The organism is Actinomycetospora endophytica, assembly GCF_021026375.1.
GTDB classification, from domain to species: Bacteria; Actinomycetota; Actinomycetes; order Mycobacteriales; family Pseudonocardiaceae; genus Actinomycetospora; species Actinomycetospora endophytica.
The window spans coordinates 64056-85630 of record NZ_JAJNDB010000005.1 but is presented as its reverse complement, the minus strand read 5'-3'; the positions used below and the strand labels follow the sequence as shown (position 1 = coordinate 85630).

The window sequence follows — 21575 nt, the reverse complement described above, 5'->3', positions numbered from 1 at the left end:
GTGCCCCGGGTCCTGCACGTCAGCCAACCCGTGGACGGCGGGGTCGCGGCCTACGTCGCGCAGGTGGCCGCGGACCAGCGCGCCCGCGGCTGGGACGTGGTCGTCGCCTGCCCGCCGACCGGTGCGCTCCCGGGCGCGCTCGCCGCGCACGGCGTGGCCCACCGCCCCTGGCACGCCCGTCGGGACCCCGGACCGTGGGTGCCACGGGAGGCGGGCTCGCTCGTCGGCGTCGTCCGCGACGTCGACCCGGACCTGGTCCACCTGCACTCCGCGAAGGCGGGCCTGGCCGGGCGGCTCGCACTGCGCGCGGCGGTCCCGACCCTCGTCCAGCCGCACGGCTGGTCCTGGCTGGCCGCGGCCGGGCCGGCACTGCGCGGGGCGGCGCGGCAGTGGGAGCGGCACGCTGCGCGGTGGAGCGACGCCTGCGTCTGCGTCGGACCGGGCGAGGCGCAGCTGGCCCGCGACGCGCGCATCCCCGGCCCCCGGGCCCTGGTGCACAACGGCGTCGACCTGACCCGCTTCCGGCCCGCCGACGCCGCGGCCCGCGCCGCCGCGCGAGACGCGCTGGGCCTCGAGCAGGGCGTCCCGCTCGCGGTCTGCGTCGGCCGGGTGTGCCGCCAGAAGGGGCAGGACGTCCTGCTCCGGGCCTGGCCCGCGGTCCGCGGCGCGCTCCCGGACGCCCGGCTGGTCCTCGTCGGGGATCCGGGGCCGGGCGCGCCGGTCACCGTCGCCGGCGTGCACGGCGCGGGGCACGTCGACGACGTCCGGCCCTGGCTCGCCGCCGCCGACGTCGTCGTCCTCCCGTCCCGCTGGGAGGGGCTCTCCCTGGCGCTGCTCGAGGCCCTCGCGACGGCGCGCCCGGTGGTCGTCACCGAAGTGGCGGGGCTCGTCGACGCCGTGGGGGAGGGGACCGGGGCCCATGTGCCGCCGGACGACCCCCGCGCCCTCGCCGACGCGGTCGTGACGCGGCTGTCCGACCCCGCGCGCTGCCGGGCCGAGGGGGTCGCGGCCGGGCGCCACGCGCAGCGCTTCGACGTCCGCCGCACCCTCGACGGGCTCGCCGCGCTGACCCTGCGGGCCCTCGCCCGGTCGGCCGAGGAGCGTAGAGCGACTCACGTGGATGGCCGAGGACCCCTGCCCTCTCCCGCCGCAGGCTGAGTTTCCGGCGGAGCCCCCGCCGCCGACACCAGCCCCCGTGGGAGTCCCGATGGCCGCAGCGTCCCTGTCCCTCGCGATCAACGGTCGCGAGCGGCTGCTCTCCGACGACCTCGTCGCGTTCGCGCGGCCGGTCGGGGCAGCGCGGCTGGGCACGGTCGCCGTCGTCGGGCTCGGTTACGTCGGGCTCCCCACCGCGCTGGCCGTGCAGGACGCGACCGACCGCGTGATCGGCGTCGACGTCGACCCGGCCCGGCTGGCCGCGATCGCCGCGCGGGACGTCGATCTCGACGACGACTCGGCCCGCGCCCTGGAACTGGTGCTCGACGCCGGGCGGATCGACCTCACCCCCGACCCCGCGGCGATCGCCGAGGCCGACGTGGTGATCGTGTGCGTGCCCACGCCCGTCCAGGACGACCGCACCCCCGACCTGCGGGCCCTGCGCGGCGCCTGCGAGGCCGTCGTCGAGCACGCCCGGCCCGGGCAGGTCGTCGTGCTCACCTCCACCACCTACGTCGGCACCACCCGGGAGCTGCTGGCCGAGCCGCTGCACGCGCGCGGACTGGTGCCGGGCACCGACGTCCACGTCGCGTTCAGCCCGGAACGGATCGACCCCGGCAACCACGACCACCGCCAGCGCGAGACCCCTCGGGTGGTCGGCGGCATCACCGCCGACTGCGCCTCGGCCGCCGCGGCGGTCATCGCCGCGCTCACCGACTCGGTGTTCCTCGTGAGCTCCCCGGAGGCCGCGGAGCTGACCAAGCTCTACGAGAACATCTTCCGGGCGGTCTCGCTGGCGCTGGCCAACGAGTTCGCCGACGCGTGCGGGGCGCTGGGCCTCGACCCCATCGAGGTCACCCTGGCCGCGGGGACGAAGCCCTACGGGTTCCTCGGCGCGTTCCCCGGGCCGGGCGTCGGCGGGCACTGCATCCCGTGCGACCCGCACTACCTGCTCTGGCAGCTGCGGGGCACCGGGACGGCGGCGCCGGTGGTCGGCGCGGCGATGAGCGCCATCGAGGACCGGCCCCACCGCGTCGCCGAGCGCGCCGGGGAGATGCTCGCTGCCGACGGGGTCGACCTCGCCGGCGCGCGGGTCGTCGTCGCGGGCGTGAGCTACAAGGCGGGGGTCCGCGACGTGCGGGAGTCGCCTGCGCTGCCGCTGATCGCCGCGCTGGCCGACCGCGGCGCCGCCGTGTCCTACCACGACCCGCTCATGCCGGAGATCCGTCTCGCCGACGGCCGGGTGCTGCGCTCCGAGCCGGACCCCGGCGCGGGCAGCTGGGACCTCGCGATCGTCCAGGTCGTGCACCCCGGCGTCGACCACGACTGGGTGCGGCGCTGCCCGCGGGTGCTCGACGCGACCTACCGCTTCGGCGCCCCGGGCACGGCGCGGGAGGTGGTCTGACGTGCCGCCCGCCCTCGACACCGGAGTCCCGGCGGTCCTGCTGCGGACCGACCGCAACGTCATGCACCACGGTGCGCTGGGCGTCGTGCGCTCGCTCGGCGCCCGCGGGGTGGCCGTGCACGCCGTGGTCGAGCACCCCTGGACCCCGCTGGCCCGGTCCCGGTACCTGCACCGGCGCTGGCCGTGGGCGGTGGGCCGTGACGCGGTCCTCGCCCGGCTCGAGGAGATCGCGACGGCGCTGGGCCGCCCCGCAGTCCTGCTCACCACCGACGACGGCGGCGCGACCCTGCTCGCCGAGCACGGCGACGCCCTGCGGGACCGCTACCTGTTCCCCCGCGTGCCCGCCGAACTGCCCCGCCGCCTCGCCGACAAGGCCGCCCTGCCGGTCCTGTGCGCCGAGCACGGCATGCCCTGCCCCCGCACCGAGCCCGCGGCGACCGCCGAGCAGGTCGCGGCGTTCGCGGCGGAGACCGGGCTCCCGGTGGTGGTCAAGCGCGCGACCGCCTGGGACGGGCCCGGCCGGCCGAGCACGTCGCTGGTGCGCACCCCGGCCGAGCTCGAGACGCTCGCCGCCGAGGTCACCGCACACCCCGGCTCGCTGCTGCTCCAGGAGTACCTCGCGCCGCTGGACTCCGGGCCGCAGGACTGGTTCGTCCACGCCTACCTCGACGGCTCCGGCACGGCGGTGTTCGTCGGGACCGGGGTCAAGGAGCGCTCCTACCCGGCGCACGCCGGGCTGACCAGCCTCGGCCGGGTCGAGCCCTGGCCGGAGCTGGCCGCCACCGCGACCGGGTTCCTGCGCCGCGCCGGGTACCGCGGCGTCGTCGACCTGGACCTGCGGGTCGACCCCGTCGACGGCGTCGCGAAGCTCCTTGACGCCAACCCGCGCCCCGGCGCCCAGTTCCGGATGTTCCGCGGCGCGCGGGGCACCGACGTCGCCGTCGCCGCCCACCTCGATCTCACCGGCCGTCCGGTCCCGGACGACCCGCCCGGCCCGCGGCGCTTCCTCGTCGAGCCCTACGACCCGCTCTCCGCGATCGCCCACGCCCGGCGCGGGGAGCTCGGCGCGCGGGCCTGGGCGGCGTCGATGCGCGGCGTCGACGAACCCGCCTGGTTCGCCGCCGACGACCCGCTGCCGTTCGCGCTGATGACCGCGCGCACGACCGCGACCGCCCTCGGGCGCGCGGCCCGCCGGGCCCCGCACCCCCCGCCGACCCCCACCTCGACCACACCGCTCGATCCCCGGGAGGAACCCACCATGTCGGAACGCACCGACGTCGTCGTCATCGGTGCCGGGCCCTACGGCCTGTCGCTCGGGGCGCACCTGGCCGCCACCGGGCTGCGGGTCCGGCAGTTCGGACGCGTCATGCAGGCCTGGAAGACGATGCCCAAGGGGATGTACCTCAAGTCGCAGGGGCACGCCTCGAGCCTCTCCGACCCCGACGGCACCCACGGCCTCCAGGCCTACTGCGCGCGCACCGAGACGCCCTACGCCGACTACGGCCTGCCCGTCGCGCTCGACACGTTCATCGCCTACGGCGAGTGGTTCGCCCGGGAGCGCGTCCCGGGCGTCGAGGAGGTCCCGGTCGTCGGGCTCACCGCCGACACCGGCGGGTTCCGCGTCGAGCTCGGCGACGGCGAGGTCGTGCAGGCCACCCAGGTGGTGGTCGCGACCGGGATCACCGGGGCCGCCGCGATGCCCCCCGAGCTGGCCGAGCTGCCGGCGCGGCTCGCGTCGCACACCAGCGACCAGGCCGACCTCGCCGACTTCTCCGGGCGCCGCGTCGTCGTGCTCGGCGCCGGCCAGTCGGCGCTGGAGAGCGCCGCGCTGCTGCACGAGTCCGGGGCCGACACGCGCATCGTCGCCCGGGAGCGCCGGATCGCGTGGAACGGTGACCCGCTCGCCGCCCAGCGCTCGGTGTGGCGGCGCATCCGCGAGCCCGAGGCACCACTGGGCTCGGGGTGGGGCACGTGGTTCTACTCCACCCAGCCCGACCTGTTCCGGCGCCTGCCCGCGGGCACCCGCCTGACCCGGGCCCGGACGGCCCTCGGCCCGGCCGGCGCCTACTGGCTGCGGCCCCGGGTGGAGGGCGTGATCCCGACGCTGCTCGGGCACCGCGTCGAGTCCGCGGGCACCGACGGCGACGAGGTCCGGCTCGACCTGCGCGACACCGAGGGCCGCCGCCACGTCCTGCACGCCGACCACGTGCTGGCCGGGACCGGCTACCGGATCGACCTGTCCCGGATCGGGTTCCTCGACCCGTCCCTGATCGCGCGCGTCGACACCCTGGGCGGCACCCCGTCGGTGACCGCGGAGTACGAGTCCTCGGTGCCCGGCCTGTTCTTCTGCGGTCCGGCCGTGGCCCCGAGCCTCGGCCCGGTCATGCGGTTCGCGTACGGCTCGGCGCACGCCGCCGTCGCCTGCACGCGTGGTCTCACCGCGTCACTCCCCGCGCCCGTCTCGGCTCGGGCCCGGGGGTGACGGCGGCCGCCGAGACGGCGGCGCGGTGCGAGCCGCGACCGCCGTCTCCCCACCGCGGACGACCGGAGGCGGTCGCCGGGCTGCGCCCCGCCCTCGACATGGCCGCGGCCACCGTCGTGGGTGTGGTGGCGGGGTTCGGCGTCCCGGTCGCGGTGGGCTACGGCGCGGCCACCGTGCTCCTGCTCGCTCTCGACCGGGCCTACCGGCCGCGCATCACCACCGAGGTCGGGCTGCGGGTGCCCCGCCTCGCCGTCGCGGCGGGCCTGCCGCTGCCGGTGCTCGTGCTGGTCACGTCCGGCCGGACCGCTCCCTGGGTGCCGGTGGCCGCGGTCGCCGTCACCGCCGTCCTCGTCGCGGCCCTGCACATCGCGACGGCCGCCGCCGAGCGGACCCGCCGGCGCCGGGGCGGCGGCGAGCCCACGCTCGTCGTCGGGGCCGGCGCGACCGGCCTGCGGCTGGCCCGGGTGATGGCCGAGCACCCCGAGCTCGGGCTGGTGCCGTGCGGCCTGCTCGACGACCCACCGGACGGGGTCGCCGCCCTCTGCCGGGGACGACCCGCCGACCTGCCCCGGCTCGTGGCCGAGGAGGGGATCACGCGGGTGGTGGTCGCCTTCCCGGCGGGCGAGGCTCTCGACGACCTCACGGACGTGCTGTACGCGGCCCGGGAGCGCGGGGCCCGGGTGTGGGTCGTGCCGCGGCTCGACCGGTCGGGCATGGACCTGCCGCAGGCCCACCTCGACGACCTCTGGGGCACCCCGCTCGTGGCGCTGCGCGGTGTCGTGGGCGAGGGCTCGCTCGCCGGCCGGGCGCGGCGGGGCGTCGAGGTGGTCCTGGCCGCGGCGCTCCTCGTGCTCACCGGCCCGGTGGTCCTCGCGGCGGCGGCGCTCGCCGGCCCCGCGGGGCTCGCCGGCCGCGGCCCCGCGTTCTTCCGCCAGTGGCGGCTGTCGCGGGGCGGCCGGCCGGTGCGCGTCACCAAGATCCGGACGATCAGCGGGCCCGAGGACGGATCCTGGGCGGTCCCGCACGACCGGATCACGCCGTGGGGCCGGCTGCTGCGGCGTTCCCACGTCGACGAGCTGCCGCAGCTGTGGGGCGTGGTGCGCGGCGAGCTCGCACTCGTGGGACCGCGCCCGGAACGCCCGGTGTTCGCCGCGCGGTTCGACCGCACCGTGCCCGGCTACCCCGCGCGGCTCCGCGTCCGCGCCGGGCTCACCGGCTGGGCCCAGGTGCACGGCCTGTGCGGGGACACCCCGATCGAGGACCGGGCCCGCTTCGACTCGCAGTACGTCGAGTACCGCTCGCCCTGGCTCGACGCCGTGATCCTGCTCCGCACCATCGCCTCCCTGCGCCTCGCGCCGGCCGGCGACCGCGAGCCGTCCCCTCGTTCCCCCGGAGGTCCACCGTGAAGGTCCTGCACGTCATCACCGGCCTCGGCGTCGGCGGCGCCGAGCTCCAGCTGCGGTCGCTGCTGCGGCACACCCGCCACGACTCCGACGTCGTCACGCTCTACAACCCCGGCCCGGTGGCGGAGATGATCGTCGCCGACGGGGGTCGGGTGCGTGACCTCGGGATGACCGGCAACACCGAGCTGTCCGCGGTCGCGCGGCTGGCCGCCCTGATGCGCCGGGGCCGCTACGAGGTGGTGCACGTCCACCTCTACCGGTCGTGCATCTACGGCCGGCTGGCCGCACGCCTGGCGGGCGTGCCCGTCGTCGTCACCACCGAGCACTCCATCGGGGAGACCCACCTGGAGCGCCGGCGGATGACCTCCGGCGTGCGGGCGCTCTACCTCGCCAGCGACGTGTGCTCCGACGTCACCATCGCGGTCTCCCCGGCCGTGCGGGAGCGGCTCGCGCGGTGGGGCGTACCCGAGCGCAAGATCGAGATCATCCCGAACGGGCTGGACCTCGACCGGGTCGCCGCCGACCCGGTGGCCGGCGCCGAGGTCCGCGACCAGCTCGGACTGCCCGCGGCGGCCACCGTCGTCGGAGTGCTGGGCCGCCTCGACCCGAACAAGCGGTTCGACCTGGTCATCGAGGCCGCCGCGCCGCTGCTCGGGCCGACGGTGCGCCTGCTCGTCGTCGGCGACGGCGCGGAGCGCGCCCACCTGGAGGCGGTCGCCGAGACGTCCGGGGCGGCACCCTGGATCACGTTCGCGGGGGAGCGTCACGACGTCGCGGCGGTCCTCTCCTCGCTCGATCTGTTCATCGCGAGCTCCGAGCAGGAGACCTTCGGGCTTTCCGTCCTCGAGGCGCTGACCAACGGGGTCCCGGCGCTCTACACCACCTGCCCGGCCCTCGAGGGGATCGCCACCGACCGCGCGCGGCACGTGCCGGGCACCGTCGCGGGGATGCGCGAGGCGATCGCCGAGGAGCTCGCGGCACCGCGCTCGCGGCGCAGCGAGCCGGCCGTGATGGACCACTACGGGATGGCCGCGGTGACCGGGCGCATCGACGAGCTCTACGAGCGGATCGCCGGCCGCCGCCGCCCGCTAGCGGGCGTGACCGAGGTGCTGCCCCCGCTGCCCGCGCCGCGCCCGGCGCCGGTGACGCCGTCGACCCTGGTGGGGGGCGCGTGATGCGCGCGCTGGTCACGGGGGCGGCGGGCTTCATCGGGTCGCACCTGGTCGAGCACCTGCTCGACGCCGGGCACGAGGTGGTCGGCCTCGACGACCTGTCCACCGGGACCGCGGCGAACCTGGCCGCCGTCGACGGCCGCGCCGGGTGGGAGTTCGTGCGGGGCTCGGTGCTCGACGAGGCCCGGGTCGACGAGGTCACGGCGGGCGCCGACACGGTGTTCCACCTCGCCGCCGCGGTCGGTGCCTTCGTCGTCCGGGACCGGACGATCGAGGGCATCCGGATCAACGTGCACGGCACCGACACCGTGCTCGAGGCCGCCCGGCGGCACTCCGCCCGGCTGCTCGTCGCGTCCAGCAGCGAGATCTACGGCAAGAACACCAAGATCGGTCTGCGGGAGGACGACGACCGCATCGTCGGGTCGCCGCTGATGCACCGGTGGTCCTACTCCGAGGCCAAGGCGCTCGACGAGAGCCTCGTGTCGGCGACCGTCGAGGCCCACGGCGTGCCCGCCGTGATCGCCCGGCTCTTCAACACCGTCGGCCCGCGCCAGACCGGCCTCTACGGCATGGTCGTCCCGCGGTTCGTCGGCCAGGCACTAGCGGGGGACCCGCTGACGGTGTTCGGGACCGGCGAGCAGATCCGGTGCTTCTGCCACGTGCTCGACATCGTCCCGGCGCTGGTGGCCCTCGCGGGCTGCGACGAGGCGCGCGGCCGGGCGGTGAACCTCGGCACCGCCGACCAGATCAGCATCGGCAGCCTCGCGGATCGGGTGATCGCCCGCCTCGGCTCGTCGAGCACGGTCGTCCGCCGCTCCTACGAGGAGGTCTACGGGCGGGGCTACGAGGACCTGCAGCGCCGGGTGCCGGACTGCTCGCTGGCCCGGGAGCTCATCGGCTTCCGGCCGGCCCGTGACCTCGACGACGTCATCGACGCCGTCGCGGCCGACCAGCTCGGCCACCGGCCGGCGGTCGCGTGACCGCCGCCGGTGTCCCGGAGATCGTCGGGAGGAGTGTGCGACATGACCCGTCCTATCCCACGACGGCCCGGCGCCGGTCGCCGGCCCTGCTCGTCGCGCTGCTCGTGGCCGCCGTGCTGGCCGTGGTGGTCGTCGTGAACGCCCGCAGCCACCCGGGCGGCGAGACCGCCTCGCTCGCCGGGGCGGCCGGCGTCCCGGCGGCGTCGGCGTCGAACCTCGTCGTCGCGTCGATCCCGTACTGGGATCTCGGCCCCGGGTCCGCGGCTGTCGAGGCCAACCCCCACGCCGTCGGGGAGATCTCGCCGTGGATCTACACGATCGGCTCGAACGGGAACGTCACGTCGGCGGTCCCGCCGCAGGACACGGCGACCGCGACCGCCACCATGACGAAGCTGCGCTCGCTCGGGGTGCCGATCATGCCCAGCGTCTCGAACATGGTCGGCGGCGACTTCTCCTACGGCGCGGTGGCCCCGGTGCTGCACGACCCGGCGACCATGGAGCGCAACATCTCCTCGATCACCCAGCTCGCCGTCGCGCAGAACTACGCCGGCATCGACCTGGACTACGAGGAGCTGCAGGGCGGCGACCGCGCGGCGTTCTCGACGTTCGTCACGCAGCTCGCGGACTCGCTGCACGCCCAGCACAAGAAGCTCTCGGTGGCCGTGTTCGCGAAGACCGACGACGCCGGTGAGGACCAGCGCAACGTCGCGCAGGACTACGCCGCGATCGGCGCCGCCGCGGACGAGGTCCGCCTGATGACCTACGACTACCACTGGCAGACCTCGCCGCCCGGCCCGCTCGCGCCGAGCGGCTGGGTCCACGACGTCCTCGCCTACGCCACCACCGTGATCCCCCGCGAGAAGCTCGTCGTCGGCCTCGACGCCGCCGGCTACGACTGGGTCGGCAACCAGGCCCAGGTCCTCTCGTTCGCCCAGGCCACCCAGCTCGCCGCGAGCCACGGGGTGACCGTGCAGTTCGACCCGCTGAGCCAGTCGCCCTGGTTCCGCTACACCGACGCCAGGGGCACCGAGCACGAGGTGTGGTTCGAGAACACCGCGAGTTCCCAGGCCAAGCGGTCGGTGGCGGCGTCGTTCGGGGTCACCAACGTCTTCCTCTGGATGTTCGGTCCACCCGATCCGACCCTCTGGGGCGCGCTCGGATCCCCACCACCGGGAGGCACGGGATGATCCCGGTCTGGCTGCTCGTGCTCGGCATCGTCGGGCTCAACTTCACCGTCTGGGGGCTGGTCGGGCTCTGCCGGCTGGTCGACGACAAGGTGCTCGGCCGGTGGCGGCGACGGCGGGCCCGGCGCCGCGCCGGGGACTCGGGCCCGGCGCCGGTCCCGGTGCCGCCGCTCGCCACCGTCGCCGTGCTCATGCCCGCCTACAACGAGGAGGTGGTGATCGCGGAGAGCCTCGCCGCGATCACCGCCCTGGTGCCCGCCGACCAGGTCCACGTCGTCTCCGACGGCTCGACCGACCGCACCGTCGAGCTCGCGCGCGAGGCCGGCGTCCACGTCATGAGCACCACGGCGAACGTCGGGAAGGCGGGCGCCCTGACGGAGGCGGTCGAGCGGTTCGACCTGGTCGAGCGGTTCGACTACGTGCTGCTCCTCGACGCCGACACCCGGGTGCGCCCCGGGTACTTCGAGGCCGCCCTGCCGCTGTTCACCGACCCCGGGGTCGCCGCCGTCGCCGGTGCGGTGCGCAGCTCCTGGGACCCCGACCGCCTCTCCCTGATGGGCAAGATCCTCGTCTGTCACCGGCAGCGGATCTACGCGCTCACCCAGCGCCTGATCAAGTACGGCCAGACCTGGCGGCGGCTCAACGCCACCCACATCGTGCCGGGGTTCGCGAGCATGTACCGGACCCGCGTGCTGCCGCAGATCGACATGAACCCGCCGGGCCTGGTCATCGAGGACTTCAACATGACCTTCGAGCTCTACCGGCACAAGCTCGGGCGGGTCGGGTTCACGATGCGTGCCGTCGCCGAGACCCAGGACCCGGCGCGGCTCGCCGACTACGTCCGCCAGACCCGGCGCTGGTCGCTCGGGCTGTGGCAGACCGTCCGGCGGCTCCCACCCCGGCCGAGCCTGTTCGGGGCCATGCTCACGCTGCTGCTCTTCGAGCTCGTCACGGCGGCGGTGTCGTTCCTGCTGCTCCCGGTGCTGGCCGTGATCCTGGTGCTGCCGGAGATCACCCCCGCCGCACTGACCTGGCCGGTGGAGGGACCCGCGTACGGCTTCCTCTCCGCGCACCTCAACCTGCCGGCGCTGCTGTTCGGGCTGCTCTTCCCGGACTTCCTGCTCACCTGTCTCGTCGTGGTCCTCGAGCGCCGCGCCCGCTTCCTGGCCGCGTTCCTGGCGTTCCCGCTGATGCGTCTCATCGACTCCTACCTGGCGCTGCGCACGTTCGTGCCGGGCATGCGACGACGCTCCGACGGGCGCTGGGTCAGTCCGGCCCGCCGCGAGGTCGTGGAGGAGACCGTCGGCGCGGAACGGGTGGGGCGGCCCCGCATGGTGCCGTTGTCCGTGCGGTCCGAGGTCCCCGCGGAGCCGGTGGAGGCCGTCGAGGGGGCGGAGCCCCTGGAGACGGTCGAGGCCGTCGAGGCCGTCGTGCCCGAGCAGACTTCGGTGAGGACGCCGGTCTCGGGCGCCTGAGTCAGGCCGGGGAGGTCGCGACCAGGTCGTGCCGCGCGGCCAGGGTCGCCGCCTCGAGCCGGGTGTGGACGCCGAGCTTGGTCAGCACGGCCTGCACGTGGGTGCGCACCGTGGTCACCGAGACTCCCCACTCGGCGGCGATCTCGGTGGTGGACCGGCCGTCGACCATCAGGGCGAGACACTGCCGTTCCCGACGGGTCAGGTACGACGCGAGCCGTTCGACGACGGCGGGGTCGACCGCGTCCGGGGCCGGCGGGCCGGGGTCGGGACGCCGCGGCGGGAGCTCCACCACCGTGGCGCCGTCGACGACGCGGTGGATGGTGTCGACGAGGGCGGTCACGCCGCGGGTCTTGTGCACGAAGCCCTTCGCGCCCCGGGCGAGTGCCCGCGTCGCGACGCCGCGGTCGGGGTCGGCGGTGACGACGACGACCCGGGTGCGCGGGCTCGCGGCGAGCAGATCCGGGATCAGCTCGATCCCGTCGCCGTCGTCGAAGGTCCGGTCGAGCAGGCAGATCGTGGGGGAGTGCCGCGCCACGGCGGCCAGGACGTCCGACGCGCGGTGGGCGACCGCGCGGACGACGAGGCGACGCTGCCCGAGCACGGTGCTCAGCGCGTCGACGAAGACGGCGTGGTCGTCGCCGACCACCACGTCGATCACCGGCGTCCGCCCGGCACCGGCGACGCGGGCGCTGGTCGCTGCGCCGGGATCGGGAACGCGCTCGGGTGCAGCCCGGTCATGGTCAACAGCCCGTGGCGGCGGGTCAGCCGCCGCTGGAAGCGGCCCAGCAGCGGGACGAGCGAGGGGTCCGCCCGGATCACGTCGTGGGCGTCGACGGTGATGAACCGGACGCCGGACTCGAGGAACCCGTACAGGTGGGCCGCCAGCCGGTCGACCGCCTCCGCGTCCAGCAGGCCCTGCAGCGTGATCCGCCCCTGCTGCGCGCCGTCGCTGGTCGATCCGACGAAGCTCGAGCTCCCGGAGCATGGCCGAACGTGCTCGGTCTCGGCAGCGATGTGCGGCAAGAGGTCCCCCGGGACGCCTCGGGACTGCATGGGCGGGTCGGCGGGGACCAGGGCGACGCCGCAGGAAGGTCCTTCGACCGTAGCCGCCTCGGAAGTGGCGGTCGAGGATTGCCGGACAGAATGGATCTGGGCGTGTCGCGGCCTCAGCGGCGCTCGAGCAGCAGGGTCGTGAACGCCCCGACGTGCACCCGGTCGCCCTCGCGCAGCGGGATCACGGTGTCGAGCGCGATGGGTTCGTCGGAGTAGTTGATCGTGGTGCCGTTCGTGGATCCGGGGTCGAGGACCGACCAGCCGGCCGCGCCGTCGGCGTCCGGGAGCGGCAGCAGGACGGCGTGCAGGTGGGACACCCCGGGGTCCAGGGGCGGGCCGGCCAGGTCGACCTGCGGGGCGGGGGTGGAGCCGTGGACCCGGCGCCGCCCGACGCGGACCTCCGCGCCGGCCAGCGGGATCTCCGCGCGCGGGTAGTAGTTCGGGAAGGAGACCTCGCCGATGTCCGGACCCTCCCGGGCGAGTACCGACTCGTAGTAGCGGCGGTCGGCCTCGACGGTCAGCACCCACCCGGACTCCGCCGGCGGGCCGTTCCCCGTGGCGGGCGCGGCGGGGGCCGGTGCCGCGGGGGCGGCAGACGGCGGCGCGGCGGGGACGGGAGCCGCGGCGGCGGGCGCGGCGCCCGAGACGACGAAGTCGTGCCCGTCCTCCTCGCAGAACCGCCCGGTGCGCGGGGTGCCGCACAGCGGGCAGACCTCGCCGGCGAACTCGGGCGGGGACGGCGGCGCGGCCGGCGCCGCGGTGGCGCCGGGTGAGGGCGGGGCGGACGGGGTGCCGGCGGACGGGGTGGCGGAGGCCGGGGGAGCGCCCTCGATCGGCACCCCGCACTCGTCGCAGAAGTCCGGGGTCTCCGAGGAGTGCCCGTGGCGGCAGCGGACCAACTCAGCCCTCCCTGACCCGTGCCGTCCGCGTCGAGCGCACGTCCAGGGTCATCTCGTCGGCCGCGGTGACCTCGCGGCGCAGCCGCACGCGGCCGGTCGCCGGGTCCTCGACCTCCACGACCTTCTCCAGCAGCGCCGAGGTCTCCGCGTTCCCCGACTCCGCGGCGAGCGCCACCGCCCGCCCCAGCCGCGCGGTGGCGGTGTCGACGTCCCCGCTGCGGCGGGCGTCGAGGCCCTCCTGGATCGCCTCCGCGAGCTCGGCCTGCCCGGTGTAGTGCGCCACGCGGCGGTTGAGGCGGGTGGACAGCGCCGAGTCGCCGGTCCAGGCGACCCGGACCCGGGTCTCGCCGAGCGGCGCGTCGGACAGCGAGGGCGCCGCGATCCCGACCCGAGCCGCGAGGATCTCCTCACCGCTCGCGAGCGGGTCCAGCGCCACGCGGATGTGGTACTCGCGGGTCTCGTCGCCCCACGCGCCGGTCGGGTAGAGCCCGATCAGCGGCTTCGCCGGGTCGGGGGTCCGGCGGTCGGTGAGGTCCTCGACCGCGGGCGAGACCTGCTTGACCGCCGTCACCGTCGCGCCGCGCGGCGTCCAGACCCGCAGCGCGACGTCACCCGCCCCCTTGCCCATGGCCCGCCCGACGATGCCCTCGAAGTCGGCGGCGAGGTGCTCGGGCTCGGCGACGATGTCGGCCGTGCCGAGCAGGCGCGACGCGATGCCGCGGACCTCGTCGACCACCCAGTCGGTCCCGATCCCGCGGGCGTCGCAGGTGAACGCGCCGTCGGCGGCGTCGAGCGCCGCCGCGAGGTCCTCGGGCGTCTCGTGCTCGTCGCGGCCGTCGGTCAGCAGGATCGCGTGCCGCAACCGGCGCGGGTGCGGGGACAACAGCCGCTCGGCGAGCCGGAGCCACGTGCCGATCGCGGTGCCGCCGCTGGGCGTGAGGTGGTCGACCGCCGCGTGCACCTGTCGGCGGGTGATGTGGTCGAGGACCACCATGCGCTCGGACTGCGGGAACACCATGCGGGCGTCGTGGCGCCCGGCCACCACCGCGAGCAGCACCCCGTCGGGCAGCGCATCGACCGCGGCCTTCGTCGCGCGACGGGCCGCGGCGATCTTGGTGGACGGGTCGCCCATCGAGCCCGAGCAGTCGATGACGACGACCTCGGCAGCGTCGGTGCTCGTCGTCGCGGCCCCCAGCCCGGCCGCGGTGACCGACACGATCGCGTCCACCTCGGCGCCGTTCTCGGGCAGGTACTCGTTGTGGAACGCCTCGACGGTGAACGACGGCGCGGGCGTGCTCACGCGGGGATCCCCTCTCCGGCGACGTCCACGACGACGAGCGTGGTGTTGTCCGTGCCCCCGTCGTCCAGCGCCGCCTCCAGCATGGCCTCCGCCGTGGCCGGCAGCCCGTCGTCGTGGACCAGTCGGGCGAGGTCGGCGGCGTCCGGGATGTGGTTCCAGAGGCCGTCGCTGCAGATCAGGAGCACCCCCGGCCGGTCGGCGGCGTGGGCGACGACGTGCGCGGGCCCGGGCGGGCCGTCGGCGGCGACCCACCGGGTGATCGCGTGCGCGCGCCGGTCGGCGTACGCGGTCTCGGGGTCGAGCAGGCCGACCGCGACCGCCTCGGCCGCCCAGGAGTCGTCGGTGGTGAGCACGCAGGAGTGCTCCGGCTCGTCGGGCACCAGCCAGTAGGCACGGCTGTCGCCGATCCAGGAGACGACCAGGACGTCGCCGACCACCAGCGACGAGACGTAGGTGCACGCCGGGGAGTCGCGCCCGGCGTGGGCCAGCGCGGACACCGCGTCGACGGCGGCGTCCGCGCAGACGTAGGCGAGCTCGGTGAGGTCGACCCCGCCGGTGTCCGCGAGGTCGGGATCGGCCGGGTCGGGGTGCGCCACGGCATCCCGGGCGGTGGCCAGCACCGTCGCGCACGCGACCGCCGACGCCGCGGCGCTGCCGGGGACCGAGGCGACCCCGTCGCACACCACCCCGACGACGAGGTCGGGCCCGCCCTCGGCGAGCGGCAGCCGGTCCAGTCCGAACGCGTCCTCGTTGGCGGCGCGCAGGCGGCCGACGTCGGTGATCGCCGCCGCGCCCTCGACCGACCGCTCCGCGTGGTCGCGGTCGTCCGGGTCGTACCCCAGGTCGCCGGGGTCGGACGCCATGACCTGGGCCGCCGTCGCGGGCCCGCCCGCGGATCCCGTCGCGTCGGGCGCCGGGCGTCCGCAGTCGTCGCAGAAACCGTCGTCGGCGATCGTGCCCTCCCCGCAGGACGCGCACGGCCGTCCCACCGCGGCGTGCCCGGGGTCATGATCGTCGGTCTGCTGCGGGACGTCCGCGTCGGGGCCCGGCGACTCCGGGGACGCCGGTGTCGGCGACGACGCGCGCGCGGTGACCGGCCGGGCGCGGGTGCCCTCCCGCTCGGCGGGCGGCGGGCCCTCGGTGGCGGGCAGCGCCGCGCCGCACCCCTCGCAGAAGCGGTCGCCCGGTTCGCCGCGCTCTCCGCAGGCAGCGCAGACCGCGCCGTCGGTCGTCGTCGTGCCCGGTGTCATCGCGCGGTCCACGGCCGGGCGTCGTTGGCGGCGTCGACCAGGGCGAACCGGTCGGGGAGCGTGGCGGCGAACCGTGCCCGCAGGCGGTAACGCTCCTCGATGCCGAGGCCGAGCCCCCGGTCGTCCAGCGGGCAGTCGAACAGCGTGCCCTCGGCGGGGGCGTCGGCGGCGTCGAGTCCCCGCGCGGCCTCGAGGACCTCGGTCTGCAGCTCCGCGGCACGCAGGGCGTCGAGATCGACCGCCTCGGTCCGCGCTCCCGCCTCCATGACCGTCGAGCGTGACAGAACGCCGTCGGATCGCGACTCGAGCAGGACCCGCACGGCCGCGACCCGGGCGTCCGCGGCGTGCACCGAGCTCCCCGGGACCTCGTCGAGCACCGCGACGGCGCCCGGCCGGTCGTCGGCCGCCGCGCGCAGCCGGGCCAGCGCGAACGCCGCGCCGGTCCAGGTGCGGTCGGTGCGCCAGATGTCGGCGAAGCGGTCGGCGACCAGCGGGCCGGCGGGCCCGCCGTCGCGGGCGGCCCGGTGCTCGCCCAGGGCCGCGAGCGCGAACTCCGGCGCCAGCTCGCCCGGCAGCGCGTCGGCGACCTCGTCCACCAGCTGCGCGGCGGTGTCCGCGTCCCCGGTGGCGGCGGCGTGCCGCGCGCGCAGCCACGTCCAGGTCCACTCGCCGGGCAGCGCGTGCGCGTCGAGGGCCCGGCCGGCGGCGTCGAGCTCGCCCGCGTCGAGGTGGGCGGTCACGGCGGAGAGGCGGGCCTGGTCGGTGTCGGGGGCGTCCGCCGCGGAGACGGCGGCCAGCACCGCGCGCGGACCCTGCGCGGCGGCGGCCACCAGCTCCGGCGTCGCCGGGTCCTCCGGGTCGGGCAGCGGGGCGGGCATGGCGGCCGCGAGCTCCGCCGGCGTCGGGGGCGCGTCGATCCCGACCGCGGCCGGGGGCGCCGCGAACATCGTCGACAGCCGGGGCGGGGGAGTGGCCGCGTGGGCGGTGAGCCGCCGCAGGACCCCGATCATCTGGTCGGCCATCTCGTCGATCGAGACGAACCGGTGGGCCGGGTCGCGGTGGGTGGCGCGGGCGAGCAGCCGCCGCAGCGGCTCGTGGGCGAGCGCGGGCGCGTCGTGCGGGTCGGGCAGGCGTTCCCGCATGCTGCGGTGGAAGTCGAAGGTGGCGACGAGCACGGCGAGGGTGCGCCCGACCGTGTAGACGTCGGAGGCCACCGACGGGCCCACGCCGTCCGGGGAGATCTCGGGGGCCTGGTAGCCGACGGTGCCCCAGACGTCGCCGCCCGGGTCGTCGATGCGCCGGACCGCGCCGAGGTCGATCAGCGTGACCTCGGTGCCGGTCTGCACGACGTTGTCGGGCTTGAAGTCGCAGTAGAGCAGGCCCCGCTCGTGCATGTGGCTCAGCGCGGGCAGGACCTCGAGCACGTAGGCCAGCGCGTGCTCGGGGGGCATCGGTTCGCGGGGATCGCGCATCGCCTTGAGGGAGCGGCCCCCGAGGTACTCCATGACGATGTAGGTCGCGCCGTCCTCGCCGGACACCACGTTGTAGATCCGCACGATCCGCGGGTGCACGAGCTGGGCGAGGAAGCTCTGCTCCGCGTCGGCGGCGGCCAGCGCGGCGGCGTCGCCGGTGTTCAGCAGCCCCTTGAGCACCACCCACCGGTCGCGGACCTTGCGGTCGCGCGCCAGGTAGACCCAGCCCAGCCCGCCGTGCGCGAGCGCGCCGAGGATCTCGTACTGGCCGGCCACGAGGTCTCCCGCGCCGAGCGAGGGCGTGAACGAGAACCGGGTCCCGCACTGCGGGCAGAACCCCTCGGTGCGGCCCGGCCGGTCGTCGCGGCCGCGCCCGACGGGGGCGTCGCAGTGGCTGCAGTACCGGCTCGACTCCGGCACCACGGCCTCGGCCATGACCGCGTCGGCCGGGTCGGCCGCGGGCTCCGGGGCGATCTCCACCAGGCCCGCGCCGATGCGCCGCCGGGTCGACCCGGACCGGGTGCGGCCGGACGCAGTGCGGGCCGAGGCGCTGCGCCCGGACGGGGTCGAACCCGACCCGGTGCCGGAGGTCGACGGGCCGCTGCCGGCCGCCGTCGCCGGACCGCCACCGGCCGCCGTCGCCGGCCCACCCGCCGTCGCGGGGCCACCTGCCGTGGCGGGCCCGCCTGCCGTTGCGGGGCCGCTGCCGGCCGCCGTCGGTGGTCCTCCGGCGGGCGTCGGGGGGCCGCCCGCCGCGGTCGCCGGCCCGGAGGCGGGCGCGCCCGCCATCGCCTCGGCCATCCCGCCCGCCTCCGGGGCGCGCCCGCAGGTGTCGCAGAAGCCGTCGTCCTCGATCTCCCCGTCGCAGCCGGGGCGGGTGCACGCCTGGGTCACGTCCCCTCCTCCAGCGCTCGTTGGTAGGCCCGCACGGCGACGGTCGCCGCCGCGAGGTCACAGGGTGCGCTCCAGAGCAGCTCCTGCGCACGTGTGTGCAGCGCGTCGAGGGCGAGGTCCTCCGCGCGGCCGCGCGCGCCCGCCTTGGCCCGCAGCGCCCCGAGGCGTCCGCGCAGCTCGGCCCGGCGGTCGAGCAGGCCGCCGAGGACGGCCCGGCCGGACTCGGCCTCGGCCACCGCCTCCTCGATCCCCGAGGACGCGGCCGTGAACCCCGCCGACGCGGCCTCCCACCGGCCCGCGTGGGCCGCCTGGACCGCCTCCCGGACCGTCGCCCGCAGTGCCGGCGCGCGCCGCTGCGGCACCGGCAGGCCGGGCACCGCCACGACCAGCCGCGCGACCTCGGCCGCCACCGCCTCGGCCGCCGCCTCCCGGGCGGCCAGGTCGTCGACGCGTGCGGTGAGGTCGGCGACCCGGCCGTCGAGGTCCCCGCGCAGCGAGCGGGCCTCCCGCAGCTCCTCGCGCGCGGCGTCGAGCCCGGACTCGACCTCGGCGAGCGCGGCAGGCGCCACCGGGGTCGTCTCGTCCGCGTGCGCGATCGGATCGGTGAGCACCGCGGCGCGGAGCTCCTCGAGGCGGCCGGCCCAGGACTCCACGTCCACCCCGGACTCGGGGAGCGTCGAGGCGTCGGCTCGCAGGCTGTCCAGCGCCCGGTCGGCCGGGCCCAGCTGGGCGGCGACCGCGTCCCACACCGCGGCGACCTGGGCCGCCACGCGCGTGGCCGCGTCGAACGCGGCGGTCATCCGCGCGAGCAGGGTGTCCGCGGTGGTGCGGGTGACCTCCGAGGTGGGCCCGAGCAGCCCGCGCCGCTGCAGCGGCACCGCCTCCTCGGCGACCGTCACCGACTCGCCGTGCAGCGCCTCGTGCGCGGCCGCGAGCTCGGCCGGCGAGGGCTTGGCCCGGCTCCCCCGCGCCTCGCGGGCGGCCTCGACCGCCCGGCGGTACAGCTCGAGGTCGCGGTGCAGCTCGGCGACCGTCGCGAGCGTCTCCTCCCGCCGCCGCTCGGACACGCCGGTGAAGCCCCCGGGCAGCAGCAGGCGGTGGCCGGGGTGGTCCTCGAGCTCGACGAGCGACGCGGACGCGCGGCCGACCGCCTCCTCGGCGGCCTCCAGGTCGGCGTCGAGGGCGGCGCGGTCGGGGGTGGTCACGGCGCTCATCCCGCGTACTGCCCCGGCGGCGGGGCGGCCGGGGTGCCGCCGAAGGTCGCGGCGACGATCGAGGCCCACGTGCCGTCGGTCTCGAGCCGGCCGACCCGGGTGGTCCGCCCGAGGTCACGGACCTCCGCGGCCCGCGCACGCCACGGTGGGCGATGCGGATCCGCGTCGACGCCCGACGGGCGCACGGGAGCACTGATGGTCACCGTCGCCCCCCTCCCTCGTGGCGACGATCACGATAACGGAGGGGTCCGACGCTGTCCGTGGATCAGTACGGCGCGTAGGCCCAGCCGAGCGGGTGCTGGAAGAACCCGACCGGGACGATCCCCACCTGGTGGTGCGCACTCGACGAGACCACGCGCCCGTCGCCGAGCGAGAGCGCGACGTGGCCGTCGGAGGAGGTGTCGTAGAAGACCATGGCGCCCTTCGGGGCGTGCTGCCAGTCCGAGTGCTGCTGCTGGGACCGCCAGTCCTGGATGGCGCTCTCGTAGTGGCCCTGCGTGCCGAAGGCGTTCTCGACGGCGCGCTCGCAGTAGTCCTCGTACTGCGTCGACCCGATCTTCGACTCGAAGCGGTCGATCGCCGCGTCGACCTTCTGCGACTTCGCCTGCATGCCCGCGGCCTTCGTCAGCTCCGGCACGGTGCCCGCGGCGGAGGTCGGCTCGGCGCTGACCGGGGTCATCGCGGCGCGCGTCGACGACGACCCGCTCGCCGGGCTCGCGCCCGCGGTGAGATGCAGGTCGGCGGTCACCGTCGAGGCCGACGGCAGGTCGGGCAGCGAGCCCTGGGCGGCCTGGGTCCCGACGACCGCGGCGCCGACCGCACCCGCGGCCAGGCCCAGCACGGTCGTCACCGGGTTCGCGGCGAGGCGGCTGACGCTCCGGGGGAGCGCGGGGCCTGCCGGGCCGAACGCAGCAGCGGTCATGGTGCGGGGTCACCTTCTTCTCGGGCTCGTCCCGGTCGGGGGAGCTGGGGAGCGTGACCGGGCCGTGATCCGACCGGCGCACATTAGCAACCATTTCGACGGGGGTCCGCTCCGACCCGCCCCTTCTTCCCCGGGAGATCCGCGCCGTTGACCGTTTCTTTGCCTGCGCGACAGCGGTTTCTGACCTCTGCGACCAGCGCAGACGTCCCCCGCCACCCGGGTGCCCGGGACCCGGCGAATGCCTGGTTAGCGTGGGGCCCCGATTCGTGGGTGGACGATTTCAGGCGACGAGAGGACCCACCGGTGTCGGCACATCTGAGTTGGCTCGAGGCCGCCGTGATCGGCGCGCTGCAGGGCGTCGCCGAATTGTTCCCGGTGTCCAGTCTGGGGCATTCGATCCTGCTGCCCGCGGTGATCGGCGGCTCGTGGGCGCGCGACCTCGACGTGTCCGCGCCCGACTCGCCCTACCTCGCGTTCATCGTCGGCCTGCACGTCGCGACCGCCATCGCGATGATCATCTACTTCTGGCGCGACTGGATCCGGATCCTGCGCGGCCTGGCGACCAGCATCCGGGAGCGTCGGGTCGAGACCGCCGACGAGCGCCTCGCCTGGCTGCTGGTGATCGCGACGATCCCGGTCGGGCTCGCCGGGCTGGTGCTCGACCACCTCTTCCGGACGCTGCTGGCGAAGCCGATCCCCACCGCGGCGTTCCTCGTGATCAACGGGGTGCTGCTCATCGCGGTGGAGGGACTGACCCGGCGACGGGCCGCGGCGCAGGACGCCGGGTCCGCGCTCGAGGCGCCCACGGTGCGACTCGACGCCCGTCCGGACGCGCCGACCCAGGTGATGCGCAGCGGGTCCGGCGTCGGGGTGGCTCCGGCGCGCACTGCCGGGGAGGAGTCCGACGCCCGCGTCGCGAAGCTCCCGCTGCTCACCGCGGTGCTCGTCGGGGCCGCGCAGATCCTCGCGCTGCTGCCCGGCATCAGCCGCTCCGGCGCCACGATCGGCGCGGGCCTGCTGTCCAAGCTCTCCCACGAGGACGCGGCGCGCTTCGCGTTCCTGCTCGCGACCCCGGTGATCCTCGCGGCCGGGGTGCTCAAGGTCGGCGACCTGATCGGCCCGGCCGGCGACGGGATCCGCGGCCAGGTGCTCCTCGGCAGCGTGCTCTCCGGGGTCGGCGCCTACATCTCGGTGCGCTTCCTGACCCGCTACTTCGAGCACCGCTCGATGCGCCCCTTCGGGGTCTACTGCATCGTCGCCGGGGCGGCCTGCCTGGCGTGGTTCACGCTGTCCTGAGCGCGGCCGCCCCACGCTC

Annotated in this window: 18 protein-coding genes; 9 read left to right on the top strand and 9 right to left on the bottom strand. The window is 76.3% G+C overall.

Annotated features, from left to right (window positions below):
* From LQ327_RS21420 to LQ327_RS21380, 8 genes are read left to right on the top strand one after another with little or no spacing between them, the layout of a single operon-like run.
* The gene (locus LQ327_RS21420; RefSeq protein WP_230737796.1) at positions 1-1158 is read left to right on the top strand and encodes a glycosyltransferase; all 1158 of its coding nucleotides are present in this window, start codon (positions 1-3) and stop codon (positions 1156-1158) included.
* 49 nt (positions 1159-1207) lie between these two features.
* A complete protein-coding gene (locus LQ327_RS21415; RefSeq protein ID WP_230737795.1) occupies positions 1208-2560 on the top strand; it encodes a nucleotide sugar dehydrogenase in 1353 nt (450 codons plus the stop codon).
* Between the two features lies 1 nt (position 2561).
* Positions 2562-5042, top strand: a complete 2481-nt coding sequence (locus LQ327_RS34930) for an FAD-dependent oxidoreductase (protein ID WP_230737794.1) — start codon at positions 2562-2564, stop codon at positions 5040-5042.
* A complete protein-coding gene (locus LQ327_RS34925) occupies positions 5039-6448 on the top strand; it encodes a sugar transferase (protein ID WP_308286357.1) in 1410 nt (469 codons plus the stop codon). Before LQ327_RS34930 ends, LQ327_RS34925 begins: the two co-directional genes overlap by 4 nt.
* On the top strand, positions 6445-7620 hold the full coding sequence (locus LQ327_RS21395; RefSeq protein WP_230738233.1) for a glycosyltransferase: 1176 nt from the start codon (positions 6445-6447) through the stop codon (positions 7618-7620). The genes LQ327_RS34925 and LQ327_RS21395 overlap by 4 nt, the downstream gene beginning before the upstream one ends.
* Positions 7620-8597, top strand: a complete 978-nt coding sequence (locus LQ327_RS21390; RefSeq protein ID WP_230737793.1) for an NAD-dependent epimerase/dehydratase family protein — start codon at positions 7620-7622, stop codon at positions 8595-8597. Before LQ327_RS21395 ends, LQ327_RS21390 begins: the two co-directional genes overlap by 1 nt.
* Positions 8594-9784, top strand: coding sequence for a glycosyl hydrolase family 18 protein (locus LQ327_RS21385; protein ID WP_230737792.1), 1191 nt, complete (start codon positions 8594-8596; stop codon positions 9782-9784). Before LQ327_RS21390 ends, LQ327_RS21385 begins: the two co-directional genes overlap by 4 nt.
* On the top strand, positions 9781-11256 hold the full coding sequence (locus tag LQ327_RS21380; RefSeq protein ID WP_230737791.1) for a glycosyltransferase family 2 protein: 1476 nt from the start codon (positions 9781-9783) through the stop codon (positions 11254-11256). Before LQ327_RS21385 ends, LQ327_RS21380 begins: the two co-directional genes overlap by 4 nt.
* Position 11257: 1 nt before the next feature.
* Here the strand turns inward: LQ327_RS21380 and LQ327_RS21375 are convergent, their stop codons facing one another.
* From LQ327_RS21375 to LQ327_RS21335, 9 genes are all read right to left on the bottom strand, one after another.
* Entirely contained in the window at positions 11258-11914 is a 657-nt protein-coding gene (locus LQ327_RS21375) for a response regulator transcription factor (RefSeq protein ID WP_230737790.1), read from the bottom strand.
* The gene (locus tag LQ327_RS21370) at positions 11911-12279 is read right to left on the bottom strand and encodes an STAS domain-containing protein (RefSeq protein WP_230737789.1); all 369 of its coding nucleotides are present in this window, start codon (positions 12277-12279) and stop codon (positions 11911-11913) included. Before LQ327_RS21370 ends, LQ327_RS21375 begins: the two co-directional genes overlap by 4 nt.
* Positions 12280-12422: 143 nt before the next feature.
* On the bottom strand, positions 12423-13208 hold the full coding sequence (locus LQ327_RS21365) for an FHA domain-containing protein (protein ID WP_230737788.1): 786 nt from the start codon (positions 13206-13208) through the stop codon (positions 12423-12425).
* A gap of 1 nt (position 13209) precedes the next feature.
* A complete protein-coding gene (locus LQ327_RS21360) occupies positions 13210-14508 on the bottom strand; it encodes a vWA domain-containing protein (RefSeq protein ID WP_230737787.1) in 1299 nt (432 codons plus the stop codon).
* A complete protein-coding gene (locus tag LQ327_RS21355; RefSeq protein ID WP_230737786.1) occupies positions 14505-15758 on the bottom strand; it encodes a PP2C family protein-serine/threonine phosphatase in 1254 nt (417 codons plus the stop codon). The genes LQ327_RS21360 and LQ327_RS21355 overlap by 4 nt, the downstream gene beginning before the upstream one ends.
* A complete protein-coding gene (locus LQ327_RS21350) occupies positions 15755-18124 on the bottom strand; it encodes a serine/threonine-protein kinase (protein WP_230737781.1) in 2370 nt (789 codons plus the stop codon). Before LQ327_RS21350 ends, LQ327_RS21355 begins: the two co-directional genes overlap by 4 nt.
* Positions 18121-19329, bottom strand: coding sequence for a hypothetical protein (locus LQ327_RS21345; RefSeq protein ID WP_230737779.1), 1209 nt, complete (start codon positions 19327-19329; stop codon positions 18121-18123). The genes LQ327_RS21350 and LQ327_RS21345 overlap by 4 nt, the downstream gene beginning before the upstream one ends.
* A gap of 5 nt (positions 19330-19334) precedes the next feature.
* Positions 19335-19541, bottom strand: a complete 207-nt coding sequence (locus LQ327_RS21340; protein ID WP_230737771.1) for a hypothetical protein — start codon at positions 19539-19541, stop codon at positions 19335-19337.
* A 62-nt stretch (positions 19542-19603) separates the two neighbouring features.
* Complete coding sequence (locus LQ327_RS21335) at positions 19604-20260, bottom strand: C40 family peptidase (RefSeq protein ID WP_230737770.1); 657 nt, start codon at positions 20258-20260, stop codon at positions 19604-19606.
* A 303-nt stretch (positions 20261-20563) separates the two neighbouring features.
* On the opposite strand from LQ327_RS21335, the gene LQ327_RS21330 reads away from it, so the two are divergent.
* Positions 20564-21556 carry an undecaprenyl-diphosphate phosphatase gene (locus tag LQ327_RS21330; RefSeq protein WP_230737768.1) on the top strand — a complete coding sequence of 331 codons (993 nt, stop codon included), beginning with the start codon at positions 20564-20566 and terminating at the stop codon, positions 21554-21556.
* The last annotated feature ends 19 nt before the right edge of the window (positions 21557-21575 follow it).